Here is a 20,210-nt window from a genome sequence, read left to right as displayed (position 1 = left end):
TAATGCTTGGAAATCACTATAACCATCACTGGTCTAAGCTCCAGGGGCATGCCGACCATTCGCTTTGACGTCCTTGCCCCCGACGACGCCGCAGCCGAGATCCGCGCGGCCTTCGAAAACGCCGGGCGCATCCTCTGCGAGCACAAGCGCCTCCACAGCTACGACTTGTCCTATGAGGATGCCCCGCAGGTATCGGAGCAGCTCACTCAACAACTGTGGGAGGTCTACGAGCGCGAGCACGCGGAAGTCGACCAGAATGCCCGCGTGCGCAGCCTCAGTATCGAGGCCACGGGTGAGTCTCTGTCCTACAACGAACTAGCTATGAGCCTTGCGCGGATTCTTACCCCGCGTGCTGATCTGCCGAACGATCCAGTGGCTTTGGAAAACGAGCTGGCCTTCGAGATCCCGGCCGCCTATCCCTGGTCGGTGGAGATCCTCAGGTAGTCCGCAGCGACTTGAGCCCCAGCCTCCTCGAGTGCCTGCGGGGTGGCCTCCGGCAGGTTGATCCCAGCAACAGTCGTGCTTTCGGGGGCGCTGCGGCGGAGTGCTTCTGCTGCCCCGCCCGTAGAAATGGCCAGGTTGGGGGAGTCTGCGAGTAGCGCGGAAACGTCAAGTCCGGCCACCAACTCGTCGACAGTCAGCAATGTGACGTGCTCCGGACCTGCGTGGAATACGGTGGACAGCCAAGTCGGGGCAATCGCAAGATTCGGAGTGGATTCCCCCACGCCGGTAAACGCACGTAGCTGCTCCATGCCCGGGGCCTCAGCAAACGGTTGGCCACCGACGAACATCCAGTCCATCGCGCCGGCGGGCACGTTGACCTTTGCGGTATCAAAGTCTGCAACGCGCTCTAGTGCCTTGCCGCCCTTGGGGAGGGTGTGTCCGGCAGCATCCAGCGGGGGAGCTGCGAGAGCAACAAGGATCCCGGCTCCGCCGTCGTCCACTGTGCAACCGTTGAGAGCAATCAGCGCTCGGGAAGCTCCACGCGTCTGCGCATCGGCGATGAGCACGCCCAAGCCGTAGGAGTCGGCGGTTCCGGGAGTGAGCTCCTCTTCACCCAGGCAGGTGGCGGCGTCGATGATGGCGGTGTCGCCACTGAGTACGTATGTCGCCTCGGTGAGTCGACCTGACGCCGTCACGGTGGGGCAGGTGATGGTGGAGCCGTCGAAAAGCGCCGCCGTGCCCGGGCCGCCCGCGCTGATCGGCGCGATGCTGACCTGGGCATCGCGGATCACACTGGTAACTCCAGATCCCACGTGTTGGGCGACTTCGGTGGCGCTCAGGGCACCGAGATCGGTGGGAGCAATGAGGACGTTAAGCGGGTTGGCCGGTGGGTTAGGGGTGAATACGTCAGACGGCATAGCTTCGCAGTGTAGTGGCCAGGGAGATCGCCGGTTTTGTCTGATCGCCCTTAAATCTGGGGTGCGCCTGACATACAATGTCTCATAGGTTCTATCGAACTATAGAAAGGAATGTTGATGTCTGACGTTGACCAGAAGGTCTCGGAGTATTACTCAAAGCTGCTCAAGCGCAACGCTGGTGAGCCGGAGTTCCACCAGGCCGTGGCCGAGGTGCTCGATTCCCTCAAGATTGTGTTGGAGCATGATCCGCATTACGCCGATTACGGGCTCATCCAGCGTCTCTGCGAGCCGGAGCGTCAGATCATCTTCCGAGTGCCCTGGGTGGATGACCAGGGCCAGGTACAGGTCAATCGCGGATTCCGCGTCCAGTTCAACTCGGCACTTGGCCCGTACAAGGGCGGGCTGCGTTTCCACCCGTCGGTCAACCTGGGCATCATCAAGTTCCTGGGGTTCGAGCAGATCTTCAAGAACTCCTTGACCGGCCTGCCCATCGGTGGCGGCAAGGGCGGTTCGGACTTCGACCCCAAGGGACGTTCCGACCAAGAGATCATGCGTTTTTGCCAGTCCTTCATGACGGAGCTGCACCGCCATATCGGTGAGTACCGCGATGTGCCCGCCGGCGACATCGGCGTGGGTGGTCGTGAGATTGGCTACCTCTTTGGGCAGTACCGTCGCCTGACCAACGAACACGAGTCTGGCGTGCTCACGGGCAAGGGGCTGAACTGGGGTGGTTCCCTGGTACGCACCGAGGCCACCGGCTACGGCTGCGTTTACCTCACCGAGGAGATGATGAAGGCCAATGGCGACAGCCTGCAGGGCGCACACGTCATCGTGTCGGGCTCCGGCAACGTGGCCATCTACGCCATCGAGAAGGCCCAGCAGTTGGGGGCAACCGTCGTCGGTTTCTCCGACTCCTCGGGGTGGGTCCACACCCCGGAGGGCGTGGACGTGGAGCTGCTCAAGCAGATCAAGGAGGTCGAGCGCGGGCGCGTTGGCGATTACGTCAAGCACGCCGACAATGCCACCTTCCACGAGGACGGCAGCGTCTGGGATCTGGAAGCCGCCGTTGCTCTGCCGTGTGCCACCCAGAACGAGCTGGATGAGTCCCACGCCAAGAACCTGGTGGACAAGGGCGTGGCCTACGTGGCCGAAGGTGCGAATATGCCCTGTACCCCGGAGGCCATCGAGGCGTTCCAGAAGGCGGGCGTCCACTTCGTTCCGGGCAAGGCTGCCAACGCCGGTGGCGTGGCCACGTCGGCCCTGGAAATGCAGCAGAACGCCACACGCGACTCCTGGAGCTTCGAGTACACCGACGAGCGTCTGCAGGAGATCATGAAGAACATCTTCCGCGCCACCGCCGATACCGCTGCCCAGTACGGCCATGAGAACGACTATGTGGTGGGTGCAAACATCGCGGGCTTCAAGAAGGTCGCTGATGCCATGCTCGCGCAGGGAGTTATCTAAGCCACCAGGTTTCGCGCGTCGAGAAGCGCCGAAGCCGGAGACCATGCGTATCGTGGGGGACTATGTATCGAGTTTTTGAAGCCCTCGACGAATTGGTGCAGACCGTAGAGCAGGCCTACGGCGTGCCCATGACCCCCAACTGCATGGTTCCGCGCAATGATGTCCTCGCGCTTCTCGACGATCTGCGCAACGCCCTGCCGATGGAAATCGACGACGCGCAGGACGTGCTGGATAAGCAGGACGACATCCTCCGCGGAGCCGAAGAGCGTGCCCGCGAGATCGTGCAGGACGCCCAGGCCGAGGCAGATGACACCATCAACGGCGCCAGCTCCGAGGCAGCCGCGATCATGGATGATGCCCAGGCACGCGCCACGGCTACCATTTCTGAGGCCGACGAAGAGGCAGACCGCACGGTCGTTTCTGCCCGTAACGAGGCTGACCGTCTGGTCAGCGAGGGTAACGCCGCCTATGAGCGTTACGTCAACGAGGGCATTGCAGAGCAGCAGCGCCTGGTCGACGAGTCCGAGGTCACTCGCCGTGCCAACGAGGAGGCACGTCGTATCGTCGACGCCGCCCACTCCGACTCTGATCGTCTGCGCACCGAGGCCGATGAGTTCGTGGACAACAAGTTGGCAGACTTTGAGGAGTCGCTCTCCTCGATCCTGCGCACTGTGACCTCCGATCGCGCCGCACTGCGTCGCGGAGCAGGCCTGTCCGGTCAGCAGCGTCAGCAGCCGGGCCAGGGTTACGCTTCCCGCGGTACCACGCGCGCACGTCGCCCCCGCTCCGAGTAAGTGGGGCAACGCGGGTAACCTAGACGGCGTTATGAACTCTCCATTCGTCTTTAACGTTGCCGAACTTCTGCGGGTGCAAGCCAGCGAGACTGAGGTGCGCCGCAACTCTGGTCCCAGCCCCTCACGTATCGGGCCCGAAATGATCGCCATCGCTGAAGGCGAGCAGGTCGTCGTTGACGCCAGCCTCACGCCGCTGGGCGGGGCAGTGCTCGTCGATGCTGACATCAGCTCGACGCTGACGGGCGAGTGCGTGCGCTGCCTGCGCACACTGCGCCCGGAGACCCGTCTGCACATCAGCCAGGTTTTCGCCGGTGATGACGACTTCATCGCGGGCGAAGCTGCCGAAGACGGCGAGGACGAAGGCGTGGTGGTCATCAGTGGCGATACCGCGGACATCGAGCAGGCCGTGGTTGATGAGGCCGGTCTGAGCCTGCCCTTCAACCCCGTCTGTGAGAACGGTTGCGACGAGGACGCGCCCAAGCCTGATGGGGTGTCTGGGGAAGAGGACGAGGAGAAGACCGACCCGCGCTGGGCTGGATTGGAGAAGTTCCTGTGAGCCGCTCCAAGAAGTCCCGCATCAGCGGCGAAGAGGCCTGGCAGCAGGCCTATGAGGCTGTCGACCACACCCCGCTGCTGACTGCGCTCGGCATCACCGTGGCCGACGAAGGTTTGCGCCTAGCGCTCACGCACCGTTCTTTCGCAAACGAGAACGGCCACCTACCCAACAACGAGCGTCTCGAGTTCCTCGGTGATGCCGTGCTGGGGCTTTCTGTGGCCAACAAGCTGTACGAGCAGTACCCCACGCGCCCAGAGTCGGACATCTCCAAGATGCGCGCCGGCATTGTCTCCCGCTATGGCCTTGCCGATATCGCCCGAGAGATCGGTCTGGGTGAGCACATCCTGTTGGGTAAGGGCGAGCTGGTGACCCAGGGCCGAGAAAAGGACTCGATTCTGGCCGACACCACCGAGGCGATCTTCGGAGCGATCTACCTGGAACACGGATTTGAGCCTGCGCGTCAGGTGATCTTGCGCCTGTTTAAGAAGAAGATCGATAGCGCTTCCGCCTTGAGCCTCCACCAGGACTTCAAGACTGCCCTGCAGGAGCGCCTGGCCGAGCTCAAGGCTCCCATGGCCGTGTACACGGCCACTTCGGTTGGGCCGGATCATGATCTCACCTTCACCGCTCACGCCACGGTCAACGACAAGGTTTTGGGCACCGGCGTGAAGGGAAACAAGAAGCTGGCCGAGCAGGAGGCCGCGCGCGAGGCCCTGGCCGTCTTGCGCGATAACCCCGCGGTCGTCCGTGCCTGAACTTCCTGAAGTCGAGGTTGTCCGGCGCGGTCTGGACACCCACGTGGTGGGCGGGAGATTCATCTCCGTCGAGGTGAGCCATCCGCGCGCCACTCGCGGCCAGGGACAGCCCATCGAGGAGCTCCTGGAAGATCGCACAATCACCGGAACTGGCCGACGGGGAAAGTATCTGTGGCTCAATCTGGACGACGGCAATGCCCTGTACGTCCATCTCGGCATGAGCGGTCAGATGCTGGTAGGTGCCGTGGGGGAGTGCACAGCGGTACACACGCGGATTCGAGCGCAGCTGGACTTTTCCGGCCAGGTGCGTGAACTCGCCTTCGTAGATCAGCGCACCTTTGGCCAGTGGCTGGTGTGTCCGCTTATCGACGGTGTTCCTACCCCGGTTGCTCACGTCGCACCAGATCCCTTTGACGCCGAGTTCGACATCGTGGAGGCCGCCCGATCAATTCGGCGACGGCGTAGCAGTATCAAGACCGTGTTGCTTAACCAGACAGTCGTGTCTGGAATAGGCAATATTTATGCCGACGAGGCGTTGTGGCAGGCACGGATCTCGCCCTTCCGCCCAGCACACAGTCTGCGGCAAAAGGACGCTGTCGGGTTGCTTGAGGCAGCTCGGCAAGTCATGACTCGCGCGCTGGAGGCCGGCGGCACCAGCTTTGATTCCCTCTACGTCAACGTCAACGGGGCCAGTGGCTACTTCTCCCGGTCGCTGAATGCGTACGGGCAAACGGGCGCACCGTGTGCGCGGTGCGGGGAAGCGATTGCGCGAGCGGTCATTCAGAACCGCTCGGCGCACTATTGCCCGCGGTGCCAATCTCGGTCTCATCGATCTTGAGCGCGCGCATCTTGCGGTACAGCGTCGTGCGTCCGATCCCGAGGTCGACCGCCGCCTGCAATTTGTTTCCCTGATGTTCCTGCAAAGCAGCCAGGATGGTGGCGCGTTCAGAGTGCTCAAAGCGACTCAGGCGTAAAGAACCGGGTGTGCCTGCCGCTGCCTGCACAGAACGCAGGACCTCGGTAATCTGCTGGCCAGCGTGGCGGGCCATTCCCAGCATGAGGGGAGCTGAGTGTTCAATGTGCGCGGCCAATGCAATGGAGCCCACGATGCGCCCGTCATTGGGGTGGGTGATCGGGACGCCGGCGCAGGCTAGCTGGGCAAGGCTGGAGGAAAAATGGTGGGAGCCCTGCACAAAGATGTCTTCTCCGGTGTGCAGCGGAGTGCCCAAACCGTTTGTCCCCACAGAGGACTCGGAGAAGTCGAACCCTTCTGCGGCGTTGACACGCTCAAGCGCACTGCGATCGCGCGCGTCCACGATGTGGCGGGCAATGATCATGCCGGTGTTGTCTGCCACCAGGATGGACAGTCGAAAGTCTTCCAGACTCGTGGCCCATTGGCTCAAGACTCGCTCGCCGGCGCGTTGAAGCCTGTCGTCGAGAAGCGTAGACGTGGCTGCCCGCGCCACCGTGTCGGCATCAACTCCCTGTCGCTGGGAGCGTTGCCAGCTGGTCAGGATGGGCTCGGGCAGACCGGACATAGTTCCAGGCCTATCCGGTTAGCACGACGCGCCCGGAGACTCCGCCGCTGGTGAGGTCGTCCAGTGCCTGCTCGACCTCGGCGGCGTTGAGGGGGCGCTCGACGATGGGGATGTTGGGCAGGGAGCCGGTCTGGGCGATGGAGACCAAATCCTGCATCTGGCCCAAGGTGCCCACGAAGCTGCCCTCGATGTGCACCATGCGCAGCGCCAGCAGTGCCGTGGGGATGGTGACCTCGCCGCCAAAGAGGCCCACCTGGACCATGACGCCGGCCTTCTTGAGGATGTCGAAGGCAGTCGACGCGGTCGCGCCGTTGTTCACAAAGTCGATGACGGCGCTGGCTGGGTTTCCGACGGCCTCGGTGATGTTTTTGGCGGCTTCATCGTCTGACTTGACCGTGTGGCTAGCTCCCATGTTCGCGGCCAGCTCGAGGTTTCTGTCTGAGACGTCAACTGCGCAGATGGACTCGTGCCCGCGGTGCTTGAGGATGGCGATGGCGGTGAGCCCGAGCCCGCCCGCGCCGAAGACGACGATGGGCTCGTCGGGGTCCAGGGGCAGGACCTTGTCCACGGCGCTGTAGGCCGTCAGCCCGGAGCAGGCCAGGGTGGCGGCCCAGCTCGGGTCGATTCCGTCGATGTCTACCAGGTACTTCTCATCGGGGACGAGGATGTATTCCGCGTAGCCACCGTGGCGCGCGATGCCGAGGTTCTTTCCGGCTGCGCAGCGGTTGTCATTGCCCTCGCGGCACTCGCGACACTCTCCGCAGCCGATCCACGGGTAGATCAGCTTGGTGCTGCCGATCGTGGACTCTGTGGCCTCCGGGCCGAGCTTTTCCACCACGCCGACCACCTCGTGGCCCATGACCATGGGGTATTCGATGCCGCGGTCCTTCATGGTCATCGTGCCGCGGCTTCCCAGGTTGTAGCCGCCCTCGCGCAGGTGGGTGTCGGTGTGGCAGACCCCGGCGCGGATCACCTTCAGGAGTACCCCGCGTCCCTCCGGGGTGGGGGTGTCGATCTCGAGGTCGTGGATGCGGGTGTCGTCAGGTTGAACCGCGTAAGAATGCATGATGCACCTCTCAATATTGCCTGGCAGTGATCTGGATCATGTTTGAGTCTTCCAGGGATGTGGTGCGAAGTGAATACCCACTAAGAAAACTCCGATACCAAATGACGGGTCTATTAATGCCATGCCGGTAATGATCGGTGTTTCGCGGGCACTGTTTCAGATCGGAACAACCACAGGTGCTTGACGTGCTTTAGGGTCAAGTTAAGCAAAGTGATTCCGGTCACTCTCCGGTATCACCTGAGCTCGAGAACACAACACGCTGCGGAAGCGCGTCGAGCTACCGCACCCGAACTTGAGGAGAGCACCATGAACACTTCCGATCCGTTGCGCGACCTCTACGCGGACTGGAGCCAGGTCATGGCCGATAACCCGGACATGTCCATGCGCCTTTTCCGCGCCATCTTCGACGAGTGGCACCAGCCCACCGTCGAACCCGAGAACGTCACCTACAAGGAAGAAGTAATCGGGGGAGTCCCCGGCATCTGGTGTCTCCCGCAGGGCGCAGACACCTCCCGGGTGCTCGTGTACACCCACGGCGGCGGATTCGCCGTCGGCTCCGCGGCCTCGCACCGCAAGCTCGCCGCCCACGTGGCCAAGACCCTCAGTGTTACCAGCTTTGTCCTCGATTACCGCCGAGCTCCCGAGCACCCACACCCCGCCCAGATCGAGGATGGCATCGCCGTGATCGAGGCGCTTATCGACTCCGGAATTCAACCAGAAAACCTCACCACAATCGGTGACTCTGCCGGCGGAAACCTGGCCGTGGCCATCCCGCTGGCGCTCATCCAGCAGAACAAGCCGGTCCCGGGGCGAGTCATCGCGTTTTCCCCGTGGCTGGACATGGAGAACAAGGGCAAGACCTTGGAGACCAACCTGGACACCGACGCCCTGATCACTCCGGAGCTTTTGGCCGGCATGATCGCCGGCGTGCTGGGCGATAAGACCGAGCCCACCAACCCGCTGGCCAACCCGCTGTATGCGGACTTCACCGGCTTCCCGCGCCTCTACATCAACGCCGGCAGCGTGGAGGCGCTGCTGGATAACGCCGAGCGTCTAAACGAACGCGCCAAGGCTGCCGGCGTAGATGTCACCCTCTCCATCGGCGAGAACCAGCAGCACGTATGGCCTTTCCTAGCCGGACGTTCCGAATTGGTTGATCAGGAGCTTCAGCGCATCCGCGAATGGTACGGCGCTAGTTAGACACATTCTCACTCCAGACTTTCCAGAGTAAGGACAACCCCATGAGTACTTCCACTGCAGTGCAGACCTACGACGCAGCAGTCATCGGCGCAGGATTCGGTGGCGTTTACGGAGTCCACAAGTTTGCCAATGAGCTCGGGCTCAACGTCATCGGATTCGAGAAGGCTGATGGCCCGGCCGGTACCTGGTATTGGAACCGCTACCCGGGTGCGCTGTCGGATACAGAGAGTCATTTGTATCGGTACTCCTTCGACAAGGAGTTGCTTAACGACGGCCACTGGGAAAACACCTACCTCACCCAGCCGGAAATCTTGGCCTACTTCGAAGACGTGGTAGATCGCCTCGACGTGCGACGCCATTTCCGCTTTGGCACGGAGGTCACTTCGTCTATCTACCTGGAGGATGAGGGGCTCTGGGAGCTTACCGCGGGCGGAGAGACCTACCGCGCGCGCTACGTCCTCAACGCCGTTGGCCTGCTCTCGGCTGTTAATATGCCGGACATTCCAGGTGCGGAGACCTTTGACGGTCAGATTCTGCACACCGGCGCCTGGCCTGAGGGTATTGATCTCAGCGGTAAACGTGTCGGTGTAGTTGGATCTGGATCCACCGGAACCCAGGTGGTCACAGCCCTGGCTCCCGAGGTCACGCATCTAACCCACTTTGTTCGAACCCCGCAGTACTCGGTTCCTGTGGGTAAGCGCCCGGTCTCCGAGGCCGAGCGCCAAGAAGTTAAGGCGAACTACGACCAGATCTGGGATCAGGTGAAAAACTCCGCGGTCGCTTTCGGCTTCGAGGAAGCCACGACTCCGGCCATGTCCGTGTCTGAGGAGGAACGACAGCGCGTCTTCCAGGAAGCATGGGACAAGGGCGGCGGATTCCGCTTCATGTTTGGCACCTTCGGTGACATCGCCACTGACCTGGAAGCCAACGAAGCTGCCGCGTCCTTCATCCGCGGAAAGATCTCGGAGATCATCGAAGATCCGGAGACTGCCCGCAAGCTCACTCCGCACGATTTGTACGCACGCCGCCCGCTGTGCGACAACGGCTTCTATGAAACCTTTAACCGTGACAACGTCGAGGTAGTAGCGCTCAAGGAAACTCCGTTCAAGGAAATCACCCCGGATGGCGTGCTCACCAGCGATGGCCAGCTCCACGAATTGGACGTGTTGATCTTTGCCACGGGCTTTGATGCCGTCGACGGCAACTACCGTCGAATGGAAATCTTGGGCCGCGGCGGGGAGGACATCAACGAGCACTGGCAGGGGCAGCCCACTAGCTACCTGGGCGTTGCCACCTCGAATTTCCCCAATTGGTTCATGGTGTTGGGCCCCAACGGGCCGTTCACTAACCTGCCACCGAGCATTGAGACGCAGGTGGAGTGGATCTCTGAACTCATCAAGTACGCAGACGACAATGGTATTAAGGCCATTGAGCCCAAGCAGTCGACGGTGGATGAGTGGACCGAGACCTGTACGGAGATCGCCGAGGCCACCGTGTTCACCAAGGTGGATTCGTGGATCTTCGGTGCCAATGTACCGGGCAAGAAGCCATCCGTGCTGTTCTACCTCGGCGGATTAGGCAACTACCGCTCTGTTCTCAACGACGAAGCCACGGCCGGCTACCCCGGGTTCAGCCTGACCTAGGCCAGAAAAGGAGCACAACATGGGTGTGTACACCTCTACCAACCCTGCTACGGGCGAAACCATCGCCACTTTCGAGGAGATCTCCGACAGCGAGCTCCAGGATCTGCTGTCTACCAGCGAGAACGCCTACCGACAATGGCGCGCGACCCCGCTGGACAAACGCCGAGAGATCCTCACCCGCGCGGCCGATCTCCACCGCGAGCGCGCCGACGATCTCGCTGCACTGGTGACACTGGAGATGGGCAAGCCGCTCACCCAGGCCAAGGGTGAGATCCAGCTCGTGGCCTCGATTTACCAGTACTACGCCGATCATCTCGAGGAGTTCCTGGCGGACGAGCCGCTAGACATCTCTGGCTCCGGCAGCGCAGTGGTTCGTACCGAGCCTATCGGCCCGCTCATCGGAGTCATGCCCTGGAACTATCCCTTCTACCAGGTAGCCAGGTTTGCAGCGCCGAACATAGCCCTGGGCAACACGCTCGTGGTCAAGCACGCGCGCAACTGCCCACAGTCAGCTCTGGCTACAGAACAGGTGCTTCTCGACGCCGGCCTGCCCGCCGGTGTGTACCTCAACGCCTTCATCTCTTCCGGCCAGGTCGCAGACGCGATTGCCGACCCACGTGTACGAGGTGTCTCGCTGACCGGCTCCGAAAAGGCAGGTGCTGCCGTGGCCGAGGTGGCCGGGCGCAATCTGAAGAAGTGCGTTCTGGAGCTGGGAGGCTCCGACCCGGTCCTCGTGTTCAAAGACGCTGATCTGGATGCCGCCGCCACCGCTGCGGCGAACAATCGCCTGGGCAATGGTGGGCAGGCGTGCACCGCCAGCAAGCGATTTTTGGTTGAAGACGCAGTGTATGACCAGTTCGTCGAGAAGCTCACTGAACAGTTCTCGCAGTGGACCCCGGGCGATCCCACTGACCCAGACACTAAGATCGGTCCGTTGTCCTCGGTCGCGGGCGCGGAGGAACTCGACGAGCTAGTCACGGATGCCGTCGAACAAGGAGCGCAAGTGGTCGTAGACGGCGGACGCTCAGAGAATGGTGAAGCCTTCTACCGACCGGGCCTGCTCGCTAACGTCAACCCCGAGATGCGCGCGTACCGCGAGGAACTGTTCGGTCCAGTGGGCGTGGTGTATCGCTTTGGCAGTTTTGAGGAGGCCATCGAGATCGCCAACGATTCGCCCTTTGGCCTGGCCGCTAGCGTGTTCACCGAGGACAATTCGCTGGCTCAGCGCGCCGCCGAGGAGCTGGAGGTCGGCATGGTGTGGATCAACAGCACCAGCAAAAGCGCCCCGGACCTGCCCTTCGGTGGTGTGAAGCTCTCCGGCTTCGGGCGTGAATTGGGGCGCTTTGGGTTCAACGAGTTTGCCAACAAGAAGTTGGTGCGAAACCCGCAGGCCTAGCGGTTACTAGGCGTTCTTGTTTTCGCTGCGCTCAGCGAGCTCGAGGACAACTCCGGACATGTCCAGCTTGCCGCGGCCAGAGTCGTTGAAGTCCGCAAATAGCTGGGCTGCCGGGATACCCAGCACAGAGGCGGTGCCGGTGGCCTCGAAGGCCTCCTTGGCAAAGCCGAGGTCCTTGGCGATCAGCGCGGCCGGGGCGGTGGCCTCGAAGTCGTTGTCCGCCGGGAAGCCCTTGTCAATGCCCTTGGCAGGGGCGTGCTCCTGCAGAGCCCAGGAGTTTCCGGTGGAGTTCGAAATGACATCGTAAATCGTCTGAGAGTCCAGGCCGATGCGCTCGCCAAGGAGGAAAGCCTCGGCCAGGGCGATCTGGTGAATGCCCAGGACCATGTTGTTGCAGATCTTCACACCCTGGCCGTTGCCGACCTTGCCGCAGTAGGTGATGGCGTCGCCCATGGCGTCGAACACCGGACGCACCGAGGTGAAGGTCTCCTCGTCGCCGCCAACCATGATGGCCAAGGTGCCGGCGACCGCGCCGCCGTGGCCACCCGAGACCGGGGCATCCAAGAAGGTGGAGCCAGCCTGGCTGATGAGCTCGGCATGCTTGCGAGCCTCGGTGACACCGATGGTGGAGGAGTCGATGAAGACGGCGGGCTTGTTCTCCACCTTGGTTACGAGCTCGGCCAGGGTGTCTGCGACCAGCTGGGCGGTCGGCAGCATGGTGATCACTGCGTCGGCACCCTCGGTGGCCTCGACGGCGGTGTCAAACAGGGTCACGCCTGCCTCGGTGGCCTTCTCCTTGGCAAAGTCGGAGACGTCGAAGCCGCGGACGGTGTAGCCAGCCTTGACCAGGTTGGCGGCCATCGGGCCACCCATGCTTCCCAAACCAATGAACGCAATGTTCTTCATGTCAATTCTCCTCTTGTGTATTGCGAATAGTCAGTATCCCCATACCGGGGCCCTTTTCTCGCCTCGGTAGTGTTCTCATATTTCAGCGAGGCAGTGACCGACTGGCGTGTTGCCACGGAGGCAGACCTTACTCTTGGCAACCTTTTGGTGCTACCTTGGCTAACTCTGGGCATCCTCTGAATCGTGCGGCCACACCTGGCGGGCAAGCTCCAGCACCGAACCGAGTGCGGGGTTTGCAGACTCCGGTCGCCAAGCCATCCGCAGATAAATGGGTCGGGAGTGATCGCGCACTTGAAGGAAGCGAATGTGTTCGTCTTGAGTGTTCTTCGCTACCGAGGACACAGTGAGTGAGCACCCCACCTCAGCACTCACCAGAGCCATGGCAGTGGAAGAGTCGGGAACGCGTTGAACCACATGTGGTTCGAATCCGGCGTTGAAACTCAGCCGCCTCAGCCTGTCGCCGAGTACCGAACCCTCGTGATGCGGGAGTGAGACAAAAGGTTCGTCCTCCAGCTGTGCTATGTGAACTCCGTCCTGATCGGCCAATGCGTGGGTGGCGGGCACGGCCAACACCAGATCTTCCTTTTGCAAGATGCGTGATTCCAGAGCCTCGGGGACAAAATCCCAGCGTCCCAGGCTGACGTCCACCTCCCCTGCGAGAACTCTCGCGAGTGCTGGCTGTGCAAATTGCTGGTTGCGCAGCTTGAGGCGAATGTCTGGGTGAGCAGCGCGTAACTCCCTGGACAGGATTCCCATAAGTAGGTGCGTGGAGGTCCCGGCGTATGCCACGGAGACGCTGCCGCGTTCGCCCTTGCTGGCTGCGATGGTCTCGCGCTTGGCCAGATGGGTTGCGGCAATGATGTCCCGTGCTCGCGGTAGGAGCGCCTCTGCTGCGGGGGTGAGCTCGACGGAGCGGGTACTCCGATTGAACAGAGTGACGCCGAGTTCGCGTTCGAGTTGTTTGATCGTCCTACTGACGGGCGGTTGGGCCATGTGGAGCTGCTCGGCAGCTCGGCCGAAGTGCAGCTCCTCGGCCACCGCGATGAAGGTACGCAGCTGTTGGATTTCCATGCCCGCGATTGTTGCATGAATTGCATTAATGGGGAGGTGATTAGGTATTGGACTTGAGGCAATGTGGGTGGAAATGTGGTTGTAGTCACCTTCATAAGTACGGAGATAACCATGACACATGAGCAAGGAGCTGGGCCTCTCGACGGGTTGGTCGTCGCGGACTTCAGTCGAGTCCTCGCCGGTCCGTATTGCACCATGTTGCTTGCGGATATGGGCGCTACTGTGATCAAGGTAGAAAGCCCTTCCGGGGACGAGACGCGCACCTGGAAGCCCCCGGTCTACGACGACCGATCCACCTACTACCTCTCTATCAACCGCAACAAAAAATCCATTGCCCTGGACTTTGGTAATCCGCAGCAATGCCGCATTGCCCGCGAGATCGCTGCCAAGGCGGATGTCGTGGTGGAGAACTTCAAGCCCGGAGGCCTCGCCAAGTTTGGGCTCGATTATGAGAGTGTGCGAGCCACCAACCCGTCGGTTATCTACTCCTCGGTCACCGGCTTCGGCAATGCTGGTGGAGCGGGACTACCGGGATACGACTTGCTCGTCCAGGCCTCCTCGGGGCTGATGAGCCTGACCGGCGCACCCGACTCGCCGGCCTATCGCTCCGGCATCGCAATCTTCGATGTCATAACCGGTTTACACACCGCCATCGGAGTCCTCGCAGCACTCGTGGAGCGCGGGAAATCGGGACGCGGCCAGCATGTGGAGTCCAACCTGTTGTCCTCAGCGCTCTCCGGGATGGTAAACCAGACCGCCGGCTACATATTGAGCGGGCGCGTCCCACAGCGTATGGGGAACCAGCACCCCAGCATCTATCCCTACGAGCCCTTACCGACTGCAGACGGAGACTTGGTCGTCACCATCGGCAATGATCGCCAGTTCCAGCGCTTCTGCACCCTGCTCGGGGCCGAGCACTTGGCCACCGACCCGCGATTTGCCCTGGCCGCCGACCGCAGCCACAACCGCGCCGACCTGCGCCCGCTCCTTGTGGACCTCCTGGCAACCCGCCCCGCCAGCGAGTGGTTCGAGCTGCTCACCCAGGCCGGACTGCCGTGTGCCCCAATCAACGACATCCGCGGGGGCATCGAGTTCGCCACCGACCTCGGGCTCGACCCCGTGGTCCAGGTGGGCTCGGGGGAGCGCACGCTGCCCGGCATCCGCAACCCTCTGACCTTCTCCGAGACCCCGGTTGGCTACCCCCATGTCCCGCCCGAAGTCGACGAGCACCGCGCCGAAATCCTGACCTGGCTTTCCACCTCACACCCGAAGGAACAACAATGACAACCGCTGACTACTTCCACCTCGACGACGACCTAACCCCCGACGAGGCAGCCATTCGCGACAAAGTCCGCCACTTTGCCACCACCCACCTCGAGCCGGTGATCAACGAGCACTGGGAGAAGGCCGAGTTCCCCCGCCAGCTGCTCGCCCCGCTGGCAGAAATCGGCGTCGTCGGCACCATCATCGAGGGCTACGGGTGCCCGGGTATGTCGCGCATGGCCCAGGGCATGGTGGCTCGGGAAATGTCGCGTATCGACGGCTCCTTTAACACCTTCATGGGTGTGCACTCCAACTTGGGAATGGGATCGATAGCCATCCTGGGCAGTGAGGAGCAGAAGAACCGGTGGCTGCCTCAGCTGGCGGCAATCACCAAGACAGCCGCCTTCGCCCTTACCGAGCCCAAGCACGGTTCCGACTCCGTGGCCCTGGAGACCAGTGCCCGCAAGGAGGGCGACGAGTGGGTCATCAACGGGCACAAGCGATGGATCGGTAATGGTCACGAGGCCGACGTCATTGTGCTGTACGCCCGCAACACCGCGGACGGGCAAGTGAACGCGTTTGTCGTCGAGAAGCGAGAAGACGGGACCTACCCACCGGGATATGACCCCACACCGATCCCCGGCAAGATCGGAAAGAGGGCGATCCTTCAGGCAGATATTTTGATCAATGATCTGCGCATCCCGGACGCCAACCGGCTCGTCGACTGCAATTCATTCAAGGACGTTAACCGGGTTCTCCAGTTCACTCGCGGTGGTGCGGCCTGGGAGGCAGTGGGGCACGCGATGGCGGCCTTTGAGATCGCTCGCGACTATGCCCTCGAGCGCATTCAATTTGGCAACCCCATTGCCTCCTACCAGCTCGTTCAGCACCGTCTGGCTAACATGCTCTCCGAATTGACCACTATGCAACTCATGTGCACCCAGATGGTGCGTCTAGCAGATGCCGGCAAGCTCACCAACGCCAAGGCGGCGATGGTCAAGATGTCCACCTCCCAAAAGGGCAAGTGGATCTGTAATGAGGCTCGCGAACTGCTCGCAGGAAACGGGCTCCTTTTGGAATATCACGTTGGTCGCCACCTCACTGACATGGAAGTCGTTTCCACCTACGAGGGCACCGACTCGATACAGGCGCTCATCATCGGGCGCGATATCACCGGCCACTCGGCATTTCGCTGACATCTAGATAAGGAGCAACACCAATGAGTGCCCACTTCGACTCGCTGCGCGAGCTCAGCGAACCCTTCGAGGCCTTAAGCGTCCTGTGCGACGACGACAAGCCTGACCGGGTCCACGTCGTAATGAGCCGCCCCGAGGTTCGGAACGCTATTGATGAGACGATGGCGAATGAGTTTTCTGCCCTGTGTGGCTGGCTCGAGCGCAATCCCGCGATACTGCTGATCAGTGGGACCACTATCGAGGACCCCAAATCCGGGAAACAGCGTGGAATCTTCGCCTCGGGTGCGGATATCCGTCAGTTGCGTGAGCGCCGCCGCGACGACGCTCTGCGTGGAGTGAACTCGCGAGTGTTTAACCGAATCCACTCCCTACCCATGCCCGTCATCGCCGCGATCGATGGTTACGCCCTCGGCGGCGGTGCCGAGTTGGCCTACGCAGCGGACTTCCGCCTGGCCACCCCAAAGGTCAAAATCGGCCAGCCCGAAGCCGGCCTAGGCATCACCGCAGCCGCAGGAGCCATGTGGCGGCTCAAGGAGCTGGTGGGGGAGGTCACGGCCTTGGAGCTCCTGATGACGGGCAGGATCCTCGATGCCACAGAGGCGCTCGAGCTGCGCCTGGTGAACGAGGTACACGAGGCAGACGAGCTGATTGAGCAGGCGCATGCCCTGGCCGATCGCATCGCTCAGCAGGACCCGCTAGCGGTGCGTTTGACCAAGCGCGTCATTCACATGCCACGCGAGGCCCATCCGCACGTGGACGAGCTGGCCCAGGCGATCACCTTTGAATCCCAGGCCAAGTTCGACCGCATGCAGCAATTTCTAGACAAGAAGAAATAAGGAGACACACATGGCATCGTCAACCCTTCCCGCACGCGTCGGAGTCCTCGGCGGTGGGCGCATGGGCGCCGGCATCGCCCATGCGTTTTTGATCAACGGCTGCGACGTCCTCGTGGTCGAACGCGACCAGGGCGCTGCTGATGCGGCCACCGAGCGAATCGCGCGCTCCGTTAAAGCCTCAAATGAGCGTGGCCTGCTCGATAGCCCCGTCGACGAAGTCCTTGAGCGCCTCACGCTAAGCCTTGAGCAGCAGGACTTCTCCGATCGCGAGCTGGTCGTCGAGGCCGTGCCGGAGATCTGGGACCTCAAGGTCAGCTCGCTGAAAAACATCGAGTCGGTGCTTCCTGCGGACGCGGTGCTCGCCTCGAACACGTCCTCGCTGTCCATCGACGGGCTGGCCGAGCAGCTCAGCTCACCCGAGCGTTTCCTGGGCCTGCACTTTTTCAACCCCGTTCCGGCCTCGACCCTCATCGAGGTTGTCGTGGGCAAGCGAAGCGATGCGGATCTAGTGAGCCGGGCTCAAGAGTGGACCACCGCACTGGGTAAGACCCCTGTGGTGGTCAATGACGCGCCGGGCTTTGCATCCTCGCGTCTAGGCTTGGCCATCGCGCTGGAAGCGATGCGCATGGTGGATGAGGGAGTAGCCAGCGCCGAGGACATCGACAACGCCATGGTCTTGGGATACAAGCACCCTACCGGTCCGCTGCGCACGACCGACATCGTGGGCCTGGACGTGCGCCTGGGAATTGCGGAGTACCTCGAGTCCACGCTGGGGGAGCGCTTCGCTCCACCCCAGATCTTGCGCGACAAGGTGGCCCGAGGAGAACTCGGCCGCAAGAGCGGCCGTGGCTTCTTTGACTGGGACTAGCTCTCCAAGCCGCGCTCTGCCATGACCTCCTTGAGCAGGCTCAGCGCGTTGAGGACTCGGGGGAAGCCGATATAGGGCAGGAGGTGGATGAGGGTGCCCACGATCTGGTCCTTGCTCAGGCCCACGTTGAAGCCGGCATTGATGTGCAACTTGAGCTGGGGTTCGGTACCCAGCGTGGCCAGGGAGGCGATGGTAGACATCGTCTGCTCCTGCGGCGTGAGGCTATCGCGGGTGTAGATGTCTCCGAAGGCGAAGGACACGATGTAGTCCGAAAGCATGGGATCGAGTTCCTTGTAGGACTCCACAAGCTTGGCGTGATCGAAGGAATCGGATGGGCCTCCGGAGACGAGATCCATCATGCGATCCATTCCGCGCTGGAAACGTTCGGACTGCTCGTAGTCTTCGGAATTGTTCTGTGTGTTCTGCGACATTCGGGAAACTTTAACACTTAACTAAAGCGCCGATGTGGGCGGGTTGGCCCGCCGTTAGCACTTCTGGCACCTGGGGGTTTAGTGTGTTGTCCATGGAAAATCTCGAGACGTTTGTGGCGGACGTCATAAACAAGAACCTGTGGCAGGTCATCCCCTTCCTGCTGCTCGCTGCCGGCGTGTACTTCGGCGTTCGTACCGCGGTAGTTCAAGTCCGTCGATTCCCCGACATGTTCCGTGCTGTCACCGAATCGCCTAAGGGACATGACCACGACGCTGACTATGGCGGAATCTCTGCCTTCAAGGCGTTCACCATCTCTGCCGCCTCGCGCGTAGGTACCGGAAACGTTGCGGGCGTGGCTATTGCCATCAGCCTAGGTGGCCCCGGTGCCGTGTTCTGGATGTGGATCATCGCCATCGTGGGCGGTGCTACCTCCTTCGTGGAGTCCACGTTGGCTCAGCTGTGGAAGGTGCGCGAAGGCGATGCTTACCACGGAGGCCCCGCCTACTACATGACCCGTGGACTGGGATGGCGTCCACTGGCACTCATCTTCGCCGTAGCTATCTCGATTACCTACGGATTTATTTACAACGCGATCCAGACCAACTCCATTGTGGAGGCCATTGGTGGTTCTCTGCAGCGTGACGATCTGGCACTGCGCATCACGGTTGGCGTTGTGCTGTCCATCATCACCGCACTGATCATCTTCGGCGGGTTGAAGCGCATCGCCAACGTTACCCAGGTCATCGTCCCGTTCATGGCGGTCGCCTACATCCTGGTGGGCCTGCTGGTGGTCATCCTCAACATTGGTGAGGTGCCGGGCATGGTTGCGCAAATCGTTGGCCACGCCCTTGGGCTCCGAGAAGTCGGAGGCGCAGCGGTAGGCGCGGCCTTCATGCACGGCATGCGTCGCGGCTTGTTCTCCAACGAGGCTGGCCAGGGTTCTGCCCCCAACGCAGCCGCCACGGCAACGGTGTCCCACCCGGTCAAGCAGGGCCTGGTGCAAACCCTGGGTGTTTACTTTGACACCCTCGTGGTCTGCTCCATCACGGCATTCATCATCCTGCTCGGCCCGCAGCCGCACTATGGCGAAGAGATCCAGGGTGCGTCGTTCACGCAGCAGTCACTGTCTGCCTCGGTCGGTGCTTGGGGCACCCACTTTGTCACCTTCATTCTGTTCTTCCTGGCATTCAGCTCGATCATCGGTAACTACTACTTGGCGCAGGCCAACATCCAATACCTGACCAAGTCCAAGACGGCGATGACTATCTTCCGTCTCCTGGTCGTTCTCTTCGTCTTCGGCGGCGCTATTGGATCCATCAACCTGGTGTGGAACCTCGGTGATACGTTCGCGGCCACCATGGTGATCATCAACCTCATCGCCATCGTCCCGCTGGCAGGTGTGGCCGTGAAGCTGCTGAAGAACTACGCGGAGCAGCGCGCTCGTGGCCTTGATCCGGTGTTCCACCGCGACATGCTGCCCGAGCTGCGCAACGTTGAATGCTGGGACGGCACCGACCCGGTTACTCGCCGTTCGCCGGAAGACGCGGTGACCATCGCTCGTCAGGAGCGATAGTGTGAACACCCGCATGGTCGCATTCGTGCACGGGCATGTGCAGGGAGTGGGGTTCCGGTGGTGGACTCGCTCGCGGGCGCTCGAGCTCGGACTTGCCGGGCACGCCACCAACCTCGATGATGGCCGGGTTCAGGTCGTCGCCGAAGGCCCGCGGGACAACACGGATAAGCTGCTCGATCTGTTGCGCGAGCAGCCGTCGACAAGCGGGCGTCCGGGGACTGTAGACCTCGTCGTCGAGCAATACCTCACCCCGCGCGGCGAAGCCGGGTTCATCGAGCGCTAAAACGCACAC

Annotated in this window: 21 protein-coding genes; 15 read left to right on the top strand and 6 right to left on the bottom strand. The window is 61.8% G+C overall.

What is annotated here, in order from left to right; translation table 11 throughout:
* Positions 1-48 precede the first annotated feature (48 nt).
* A complete protein-coding gene (locus FHE74_RS03020; protein WP_139465020.1) occupies positions 49-444 on the top strand; it encodes a hypothetical protein in 396 nt (131 codons plus the stop codon).
* On the opposite strand, the gene FHE74_RS03015 is transcribed toward FHE74_RS03020, so the two are convergent.
* Positions 414-1,361, bottom strand: a complete 948-nt coding sequence (locus tag FHE74_RS03015) for a glycerate kinase (RefSeq protein ID WP_139465019.1) — start codon at positions 1,359-1,361, stop codon at positions 414-416. The genes FHE74_RS03020 and FHE74_RS03015 overlap by 31 nt on opposite strands.
* A gap of 117 nt (positions 1,362-1,478) precedes the next feature.
* Here FHE74_RS03015 and gdhA point away from each other — a divergent pair, with 117 nt between their 5' ends.
* The 5 genes from gdhA to mutM all read left to right on the top strand — a co-directional run bounded on the left by gdhA (position 1,479) and on the right by mutM (position 5,768).
* Positions 1,479-2,825, top strand: coding sequence for an NADP-specific glutamate dehydrogenase (gene gdhA / locus FHE74_RS03010; protein WP_139465018.1), 1,347 nt, complete (start codon positions 1,479-1,481; stop codon positions 2,823-2,825).
* A 62-nt stretch (positions 2,826-2,887) separates the two neighbouring features.
* Entirely contained in the window at positions 2,888-3,619 is a 732-nt protein-coding gene (locus FHE74_RS03005) for a F0F1 ATP synthase subunit B family protein (protein WP_139465017.1), read from the top strand.
* Between the two features lie 31 nt (positions 3,620-3,650).
* On the top strand, positions 3,651-4,175 hold the full coding sequence (locus FHE74_RS03000) for a YceD family protein (RefSeq protein WP_139465016.1): 525 nt from the start codon (positions 3,651-3,653) through the stop codon (positions 4,173-4,175).
* On the top strand, positions 4,172-4,930 hold the full coding sequence (gene rnc, locus FHE74_RS02995) for a ribonuclease III (protein WP_139465015.1): 759 nt from the start codon (positions 4,172-4,174) through the stop codon (positions 4,928-4,930). The genes FHE74_RS03000 and rnc overlap by 4 nt, the downstream gene beginning before the upstream one ends.
* Positions 4,923-5,768 carry a bifunctional DNA-formamidopyrimidine glycosylase/DNA-(apurinic or apyrimidinic site) lyase gene (gene mutM, locus FHE74_RS02990; RefSeq protein WP_139465014.1) on the top strand — a complete coding sequence of 282 codons (846 nt, stop codon included), beginning with the start codon at positions 4,923-4,925 and terminating at the stop codon, positions 5,766-5,768. The genes rnc and mutM overlap by 8 nt, the downstream gene beginning before the upstream one ends.
* On the opposite strand, the gene FHE74_RS02985 is transcribed toward mutM, so the two are convergent.
* On the bottom strand, positions 5,707-6,468 hold the full coding sequence (locus FHE74_RS02985) for a helix-turn-helix domain-containing protein (protein ID WP_139465013.1): 762 nt from the start codon (positions 6,466-6,468) through the stop codon (positions 5,707-5,709). The genes mutM and FHE74_RS02985 overlap by 62 nt on opposite strands.
* A 10-nt stretch (positions 6,469-6,478) precedes the next feature.
* Positions 6,479-7,534 carry an alcohol dehydrogenase gene (locus tag FHE74_RS02980; RefSeq protein ID WP_139465012.1) on the bottom strand — a complete coding sequence of 352 codons (1,056 nt, stop codon included), beginning with the start codon at positions 7,532-7,534 and terminating at the stop codon, positions 6,479-6,481.
* A gap of 306 nt (positions 7,535-7,840) precedes the next feature.
* On the opposite strand from FHE74_RS02980, the gene FHE74_RS02975 reads away from it, so the two are divergent.
* Genes FHE74_RS02975 through FHE74_RS02965 form a run of 3 tightly spaced genes read left to right on the top strand, consistent with a single transcriptional unit; the run spans position 7,841 to position 11,773 of the window.
* Entirely contained in the window at positions 7,841-8,734 is an 894-nt protein-coding gene (locus tag FHE74_RS02975) for an alpha/beta hydrolase (RefSeq protein WP_139465011.1), read from the top strand.
* A gap of 41 nt (positions 8,735-8,775) precedes the next feature.
* Positions 8,776-10,377 (top strand): flavin-containing monooxygenase, encoded by a 1,602-nt coding sequence (locus tag FHE74_RS02970; RefSeq protein ID WP_139465010.1) that lies wholly within the window; start codon positions 8,776-8,778, stop codon positions 10,375-10,377.
* 19 nt (positions 10,378-10,396) lie between these two features.
* Positions 10,397-11,773, top strand: a complete 1,377-nt coding sequence (locus tag FHE74_RS02965; RefSeq protein WP_139465009.1) for an NAD-dependent succinate-semialdehyde dehydrogenase — start codon at positions 10,397-10,399, stop codon at positions 11,771-11,773.
* A gap of 6 nt (positions 11,774-11,779) precedes the next feature.
* Here FHE74_RS02965 and mmsB read toward each other — a convergent pair whose 3' ends face one another.
* Both mmsB and FHE74_RS02955 read right to left on the bottom strand, forming a co-directional pair.
* Complete coding sequence (gene mmsB, locus FHE74_RS02960; protein ID WP_139465008.1) at positions 11,780-12,679, bottom strand: 3-hydroxyisobutyrate dehydrogenase; 900 nt, start codon at positions 12,677-12,679, stop codon at positions 11,780-11,782.
* A 159-nt stretch (positions 12,680-12,838) separates the two neighbouring features.
* On the bottom strand, positions 12,839-13,750 hold the full coding sequence (locus tag FHE74_RS02955) for a LysR family transcriptional regulator (protein ID WP_139465007.1): 912 nt from the start codon (positions 13,748-13,750) through the stop codon (positions 12,839-12,841).
* Between the two features lie 111 nt (positions 13,751-13,861).
* Here FHE74_RS02955 and FHE74_RS02950 point away from each other — a divergent pair, with 111 nt between their 5' ends.
* From FHE74_RS02950 to FHE74_RS02935, 4 genes are read left to right on the top strand one after another with little or no spacing between them, the layout of a single operon-like run.
* Entirely contained in the window at positions 13,862-15,034 is a 1,173-nt protein-coding gene (locus FHE74_RS02950) for a CaiB/BaiF CoA transferase family protein (protein ID WP_139465006.1), read from the top strand.
* Complete coding sequence (locus FHE74_RS02945) at positions 15,031-16,209, top strand: acyl-CoA dehydrogenase family protein (protein WP_139465005.1); 1,179 nt, start codon at positions 15,031-15,033, stop codon at positions 16,207-16,209. Before FHE74_RS02950 ends, FHE74_RS02945 begins: the two co-directional genes overlap by 4 nt.
* 23 nt (positions 16,210-16,232) lie before the next feature.
* Complete coding sequence (locus FHE74_RS02940) at positions 16,233-17,045, top strand: enoyl-CoA hydratase/isomerase family protein (protein ID WP_139465004.1); 813 nt, start codon at positions 16,233-16,235, stop codon at positions 17,043-17,045.
* A 10-nt stretch (positions 17,046-17,055) separates the two neighbouring features.
* A complete protein-coding gene (locus FHE74_RS02935) occupies positions 17,056-17,913 on the top strand; it encodes a 3-hydroxyacyl-CoA dehydrogenase family protein (RefSeq protein ID WP_139465003.1) in 858 nt (285 codons plus the stop codon).
* On the opposite strand, the gene FHE74_RS02930 is transcribed toward FHE74_RS02935, so the two are convergent.
* Positions 17,910-18,344: a carboxymuconolactone decarboxylase family protein gene (locus FHE74_RS02930; RefSeq protein WP_139465002.1), complete on the bottom strand. Its 435-nt coding sequence runs from the start codon at positions 18,342-18,344 to the stop codon at positions 17,910-17,912. The genes FHE74_RS02935 and FHE74_RS02930 overlap by 4 nt on opposite strands.
* 92 nt (positions 18,345-18,436) lie before the next feature.
* Between FHE74_RS02930 and FHE74_RS02925 the strand changes: the two genes are divergently transcribed.
* On the top strand, positions 18,437-19,918 hold the full coding sequence (locus FHE74_RS02925; protein ID WP_139465001.1) for an alanine/glycine:cation symporter family protein: 1,482 nt from the start codon (positions 18,437-18,439) through the stop codon (positions 19,916-19,918).
* Between the two features lie 13 nt (positions 19,919-19,931).
* Complete coding sequence (locus tag FHE74_RS02920; protein WP_139465135.1) at positions 19,932-20,201, top strand: acylphosphatase; 270 nt, start codon at positions 19,932-19,934, stop codon at positions 20,199-20,201.
* The last annotated feature ends 9 nt before the right edge of the window (positions 20,202-20,210 follow it).

It is taken from the genome of Corynebacterium tapiri, assembly GCF_006334925.1.
Classification (GTDB): Bacteria; Actinomycetota; Actinomycetes; order Mycobacteriales; family Mycobacteriaceae; genus Corynebacterium; species Corynebacterium tapiri.
The sequence above is the reverse complement of the archived record's forward strand: the minus strand, read 5'-3'. Positions and strand labels throughout refer to the sequence as shown.

Coding starts and splice junctions, on each gene's coding strand:
- FHE74_RS03005 (WP_139465017.1), top strand. CDS start 2,888: ATGTATCGAGTTTTTGAAGCCCTCGACGAATTGGTGCAGACCGTAGAG.
- FHE74_RS02925 (WP_139465001.1), top strand. CDS start 18,437: ATGGAAAATCTCGAGACGTTTGTGGCGGACGTCATAAACAAGAACCTG.
- FHE74_RS02970 (WP_139465010.1), top strand. CDS start 8,776: ATGAGTACTTCCACTGCAGTGCAGACCTACGACGCAGCAGTCATCGGC.
- mmsB (WP_139465008.1), bottom strand. CDS start 12,679: ATGAAGAACATTGCGTTCATTGGTTTGGGAAGCATGGGTGGCCCGATG.
- FHE74_RS03000 (WP_139465016.1), top strand. CDS start 3,651: ATGAACTCTCCATTCGTCTTTAACGTTGCCGAACTTCTGCGGGTGCAA.
- gdhA (WP_139465018.1), top strand. CDS start 1,479: ATGTCTGACGTTGACCAGAAGGTCTCGGAGTATTACTCAAAGCTGCTC.
- FHE74_RS02920 (WP_139465135.1), top strand. CDS start 19,932: ATGGTCGCATTCGTGCACGGGCATGTGCAGGGAGTGGGGTTCCGGTGG.
- FHE74_RS02940 (WP_139465004.1), top strand. CDS start 16,233: ATGAGTGCCCACTTCGACTCGCTGCGCGAGCTCAGCGAACCCTTCGAG.
- FHE74_RS02980 (WP_139465012.1), bottom strand. CDS start 7,534: ATGCATTCTTACGCGGTTCAACCTGACGACACCCGCATCCACGACCTC.
- FHE74_RS02975 (WP_139465011.1), top strand. CDS start 7,841: ATGAACACTTCCGATCCGTTGCGCGACCTCTACGCGGACTGGAGCCAG.
- FHE74_RS02945 (WP_139465005.1), top strand. CDS start 15,031: ATGACAACCGCTGACTACTTCCACCTCGACGACGACCTAACCCCCGAC.
- FHE74_RS02965 (WP_139465009.1), top strand. CDS start 10,397: ATGGGTGTGTACACCTCTACCAACCCTGCTACGGGCGAAACCATCGCC.
- FHE74_RS02950 (WP_139465006.1), top strand. CDS start 13,862: ATGACACATGAGCAAGGAGCTGGGCCTCTCGACGGGTTGGTCGTCGCG.
- FHE74_RS02935 (WP_139465003.1), top strand. CDS start 17,056: ATGGCATCGTCAACCCTTCCCGCACGCGTCGGAGTCCTCGGCGGTGGG.
- FHE74_RS02930 (WP_139465002.1), bottom strand. CDS start 18,344: ATGTCGCAGAACACACAGAACAATTCCGAAGACTACGAGCAGTCCGAA.
- FHE74_RS02985 (WP_139465013.1), bottom strand. CDS start 6,468: ATGTCCGGTCTGCCCGAGCCCATCCTGACCAGCTGGCAACGCTCCCAG.
- FHE74_RS02955 (WP_139465007.1), bottom strand. CDS start 13,750: ATGGAAATCCAACAGCTGCGTACCTTCATCGCGGTGGCCGAGGAGCTG.
- FHE74_RS03020 (WP_139465020.1), top strand. CDS start 49: ATGCCGACCATTCGCTTTGACGTCCTTGCCCCCGACGACGCCGCAGCC.
- FHE74_RS03015 (WP_139465019.1), bottom strand. CDS start 1,361: ATGCCGTCTGACGTATTCACCCCTAACCCACCGGCCAACCCGCTTAAC.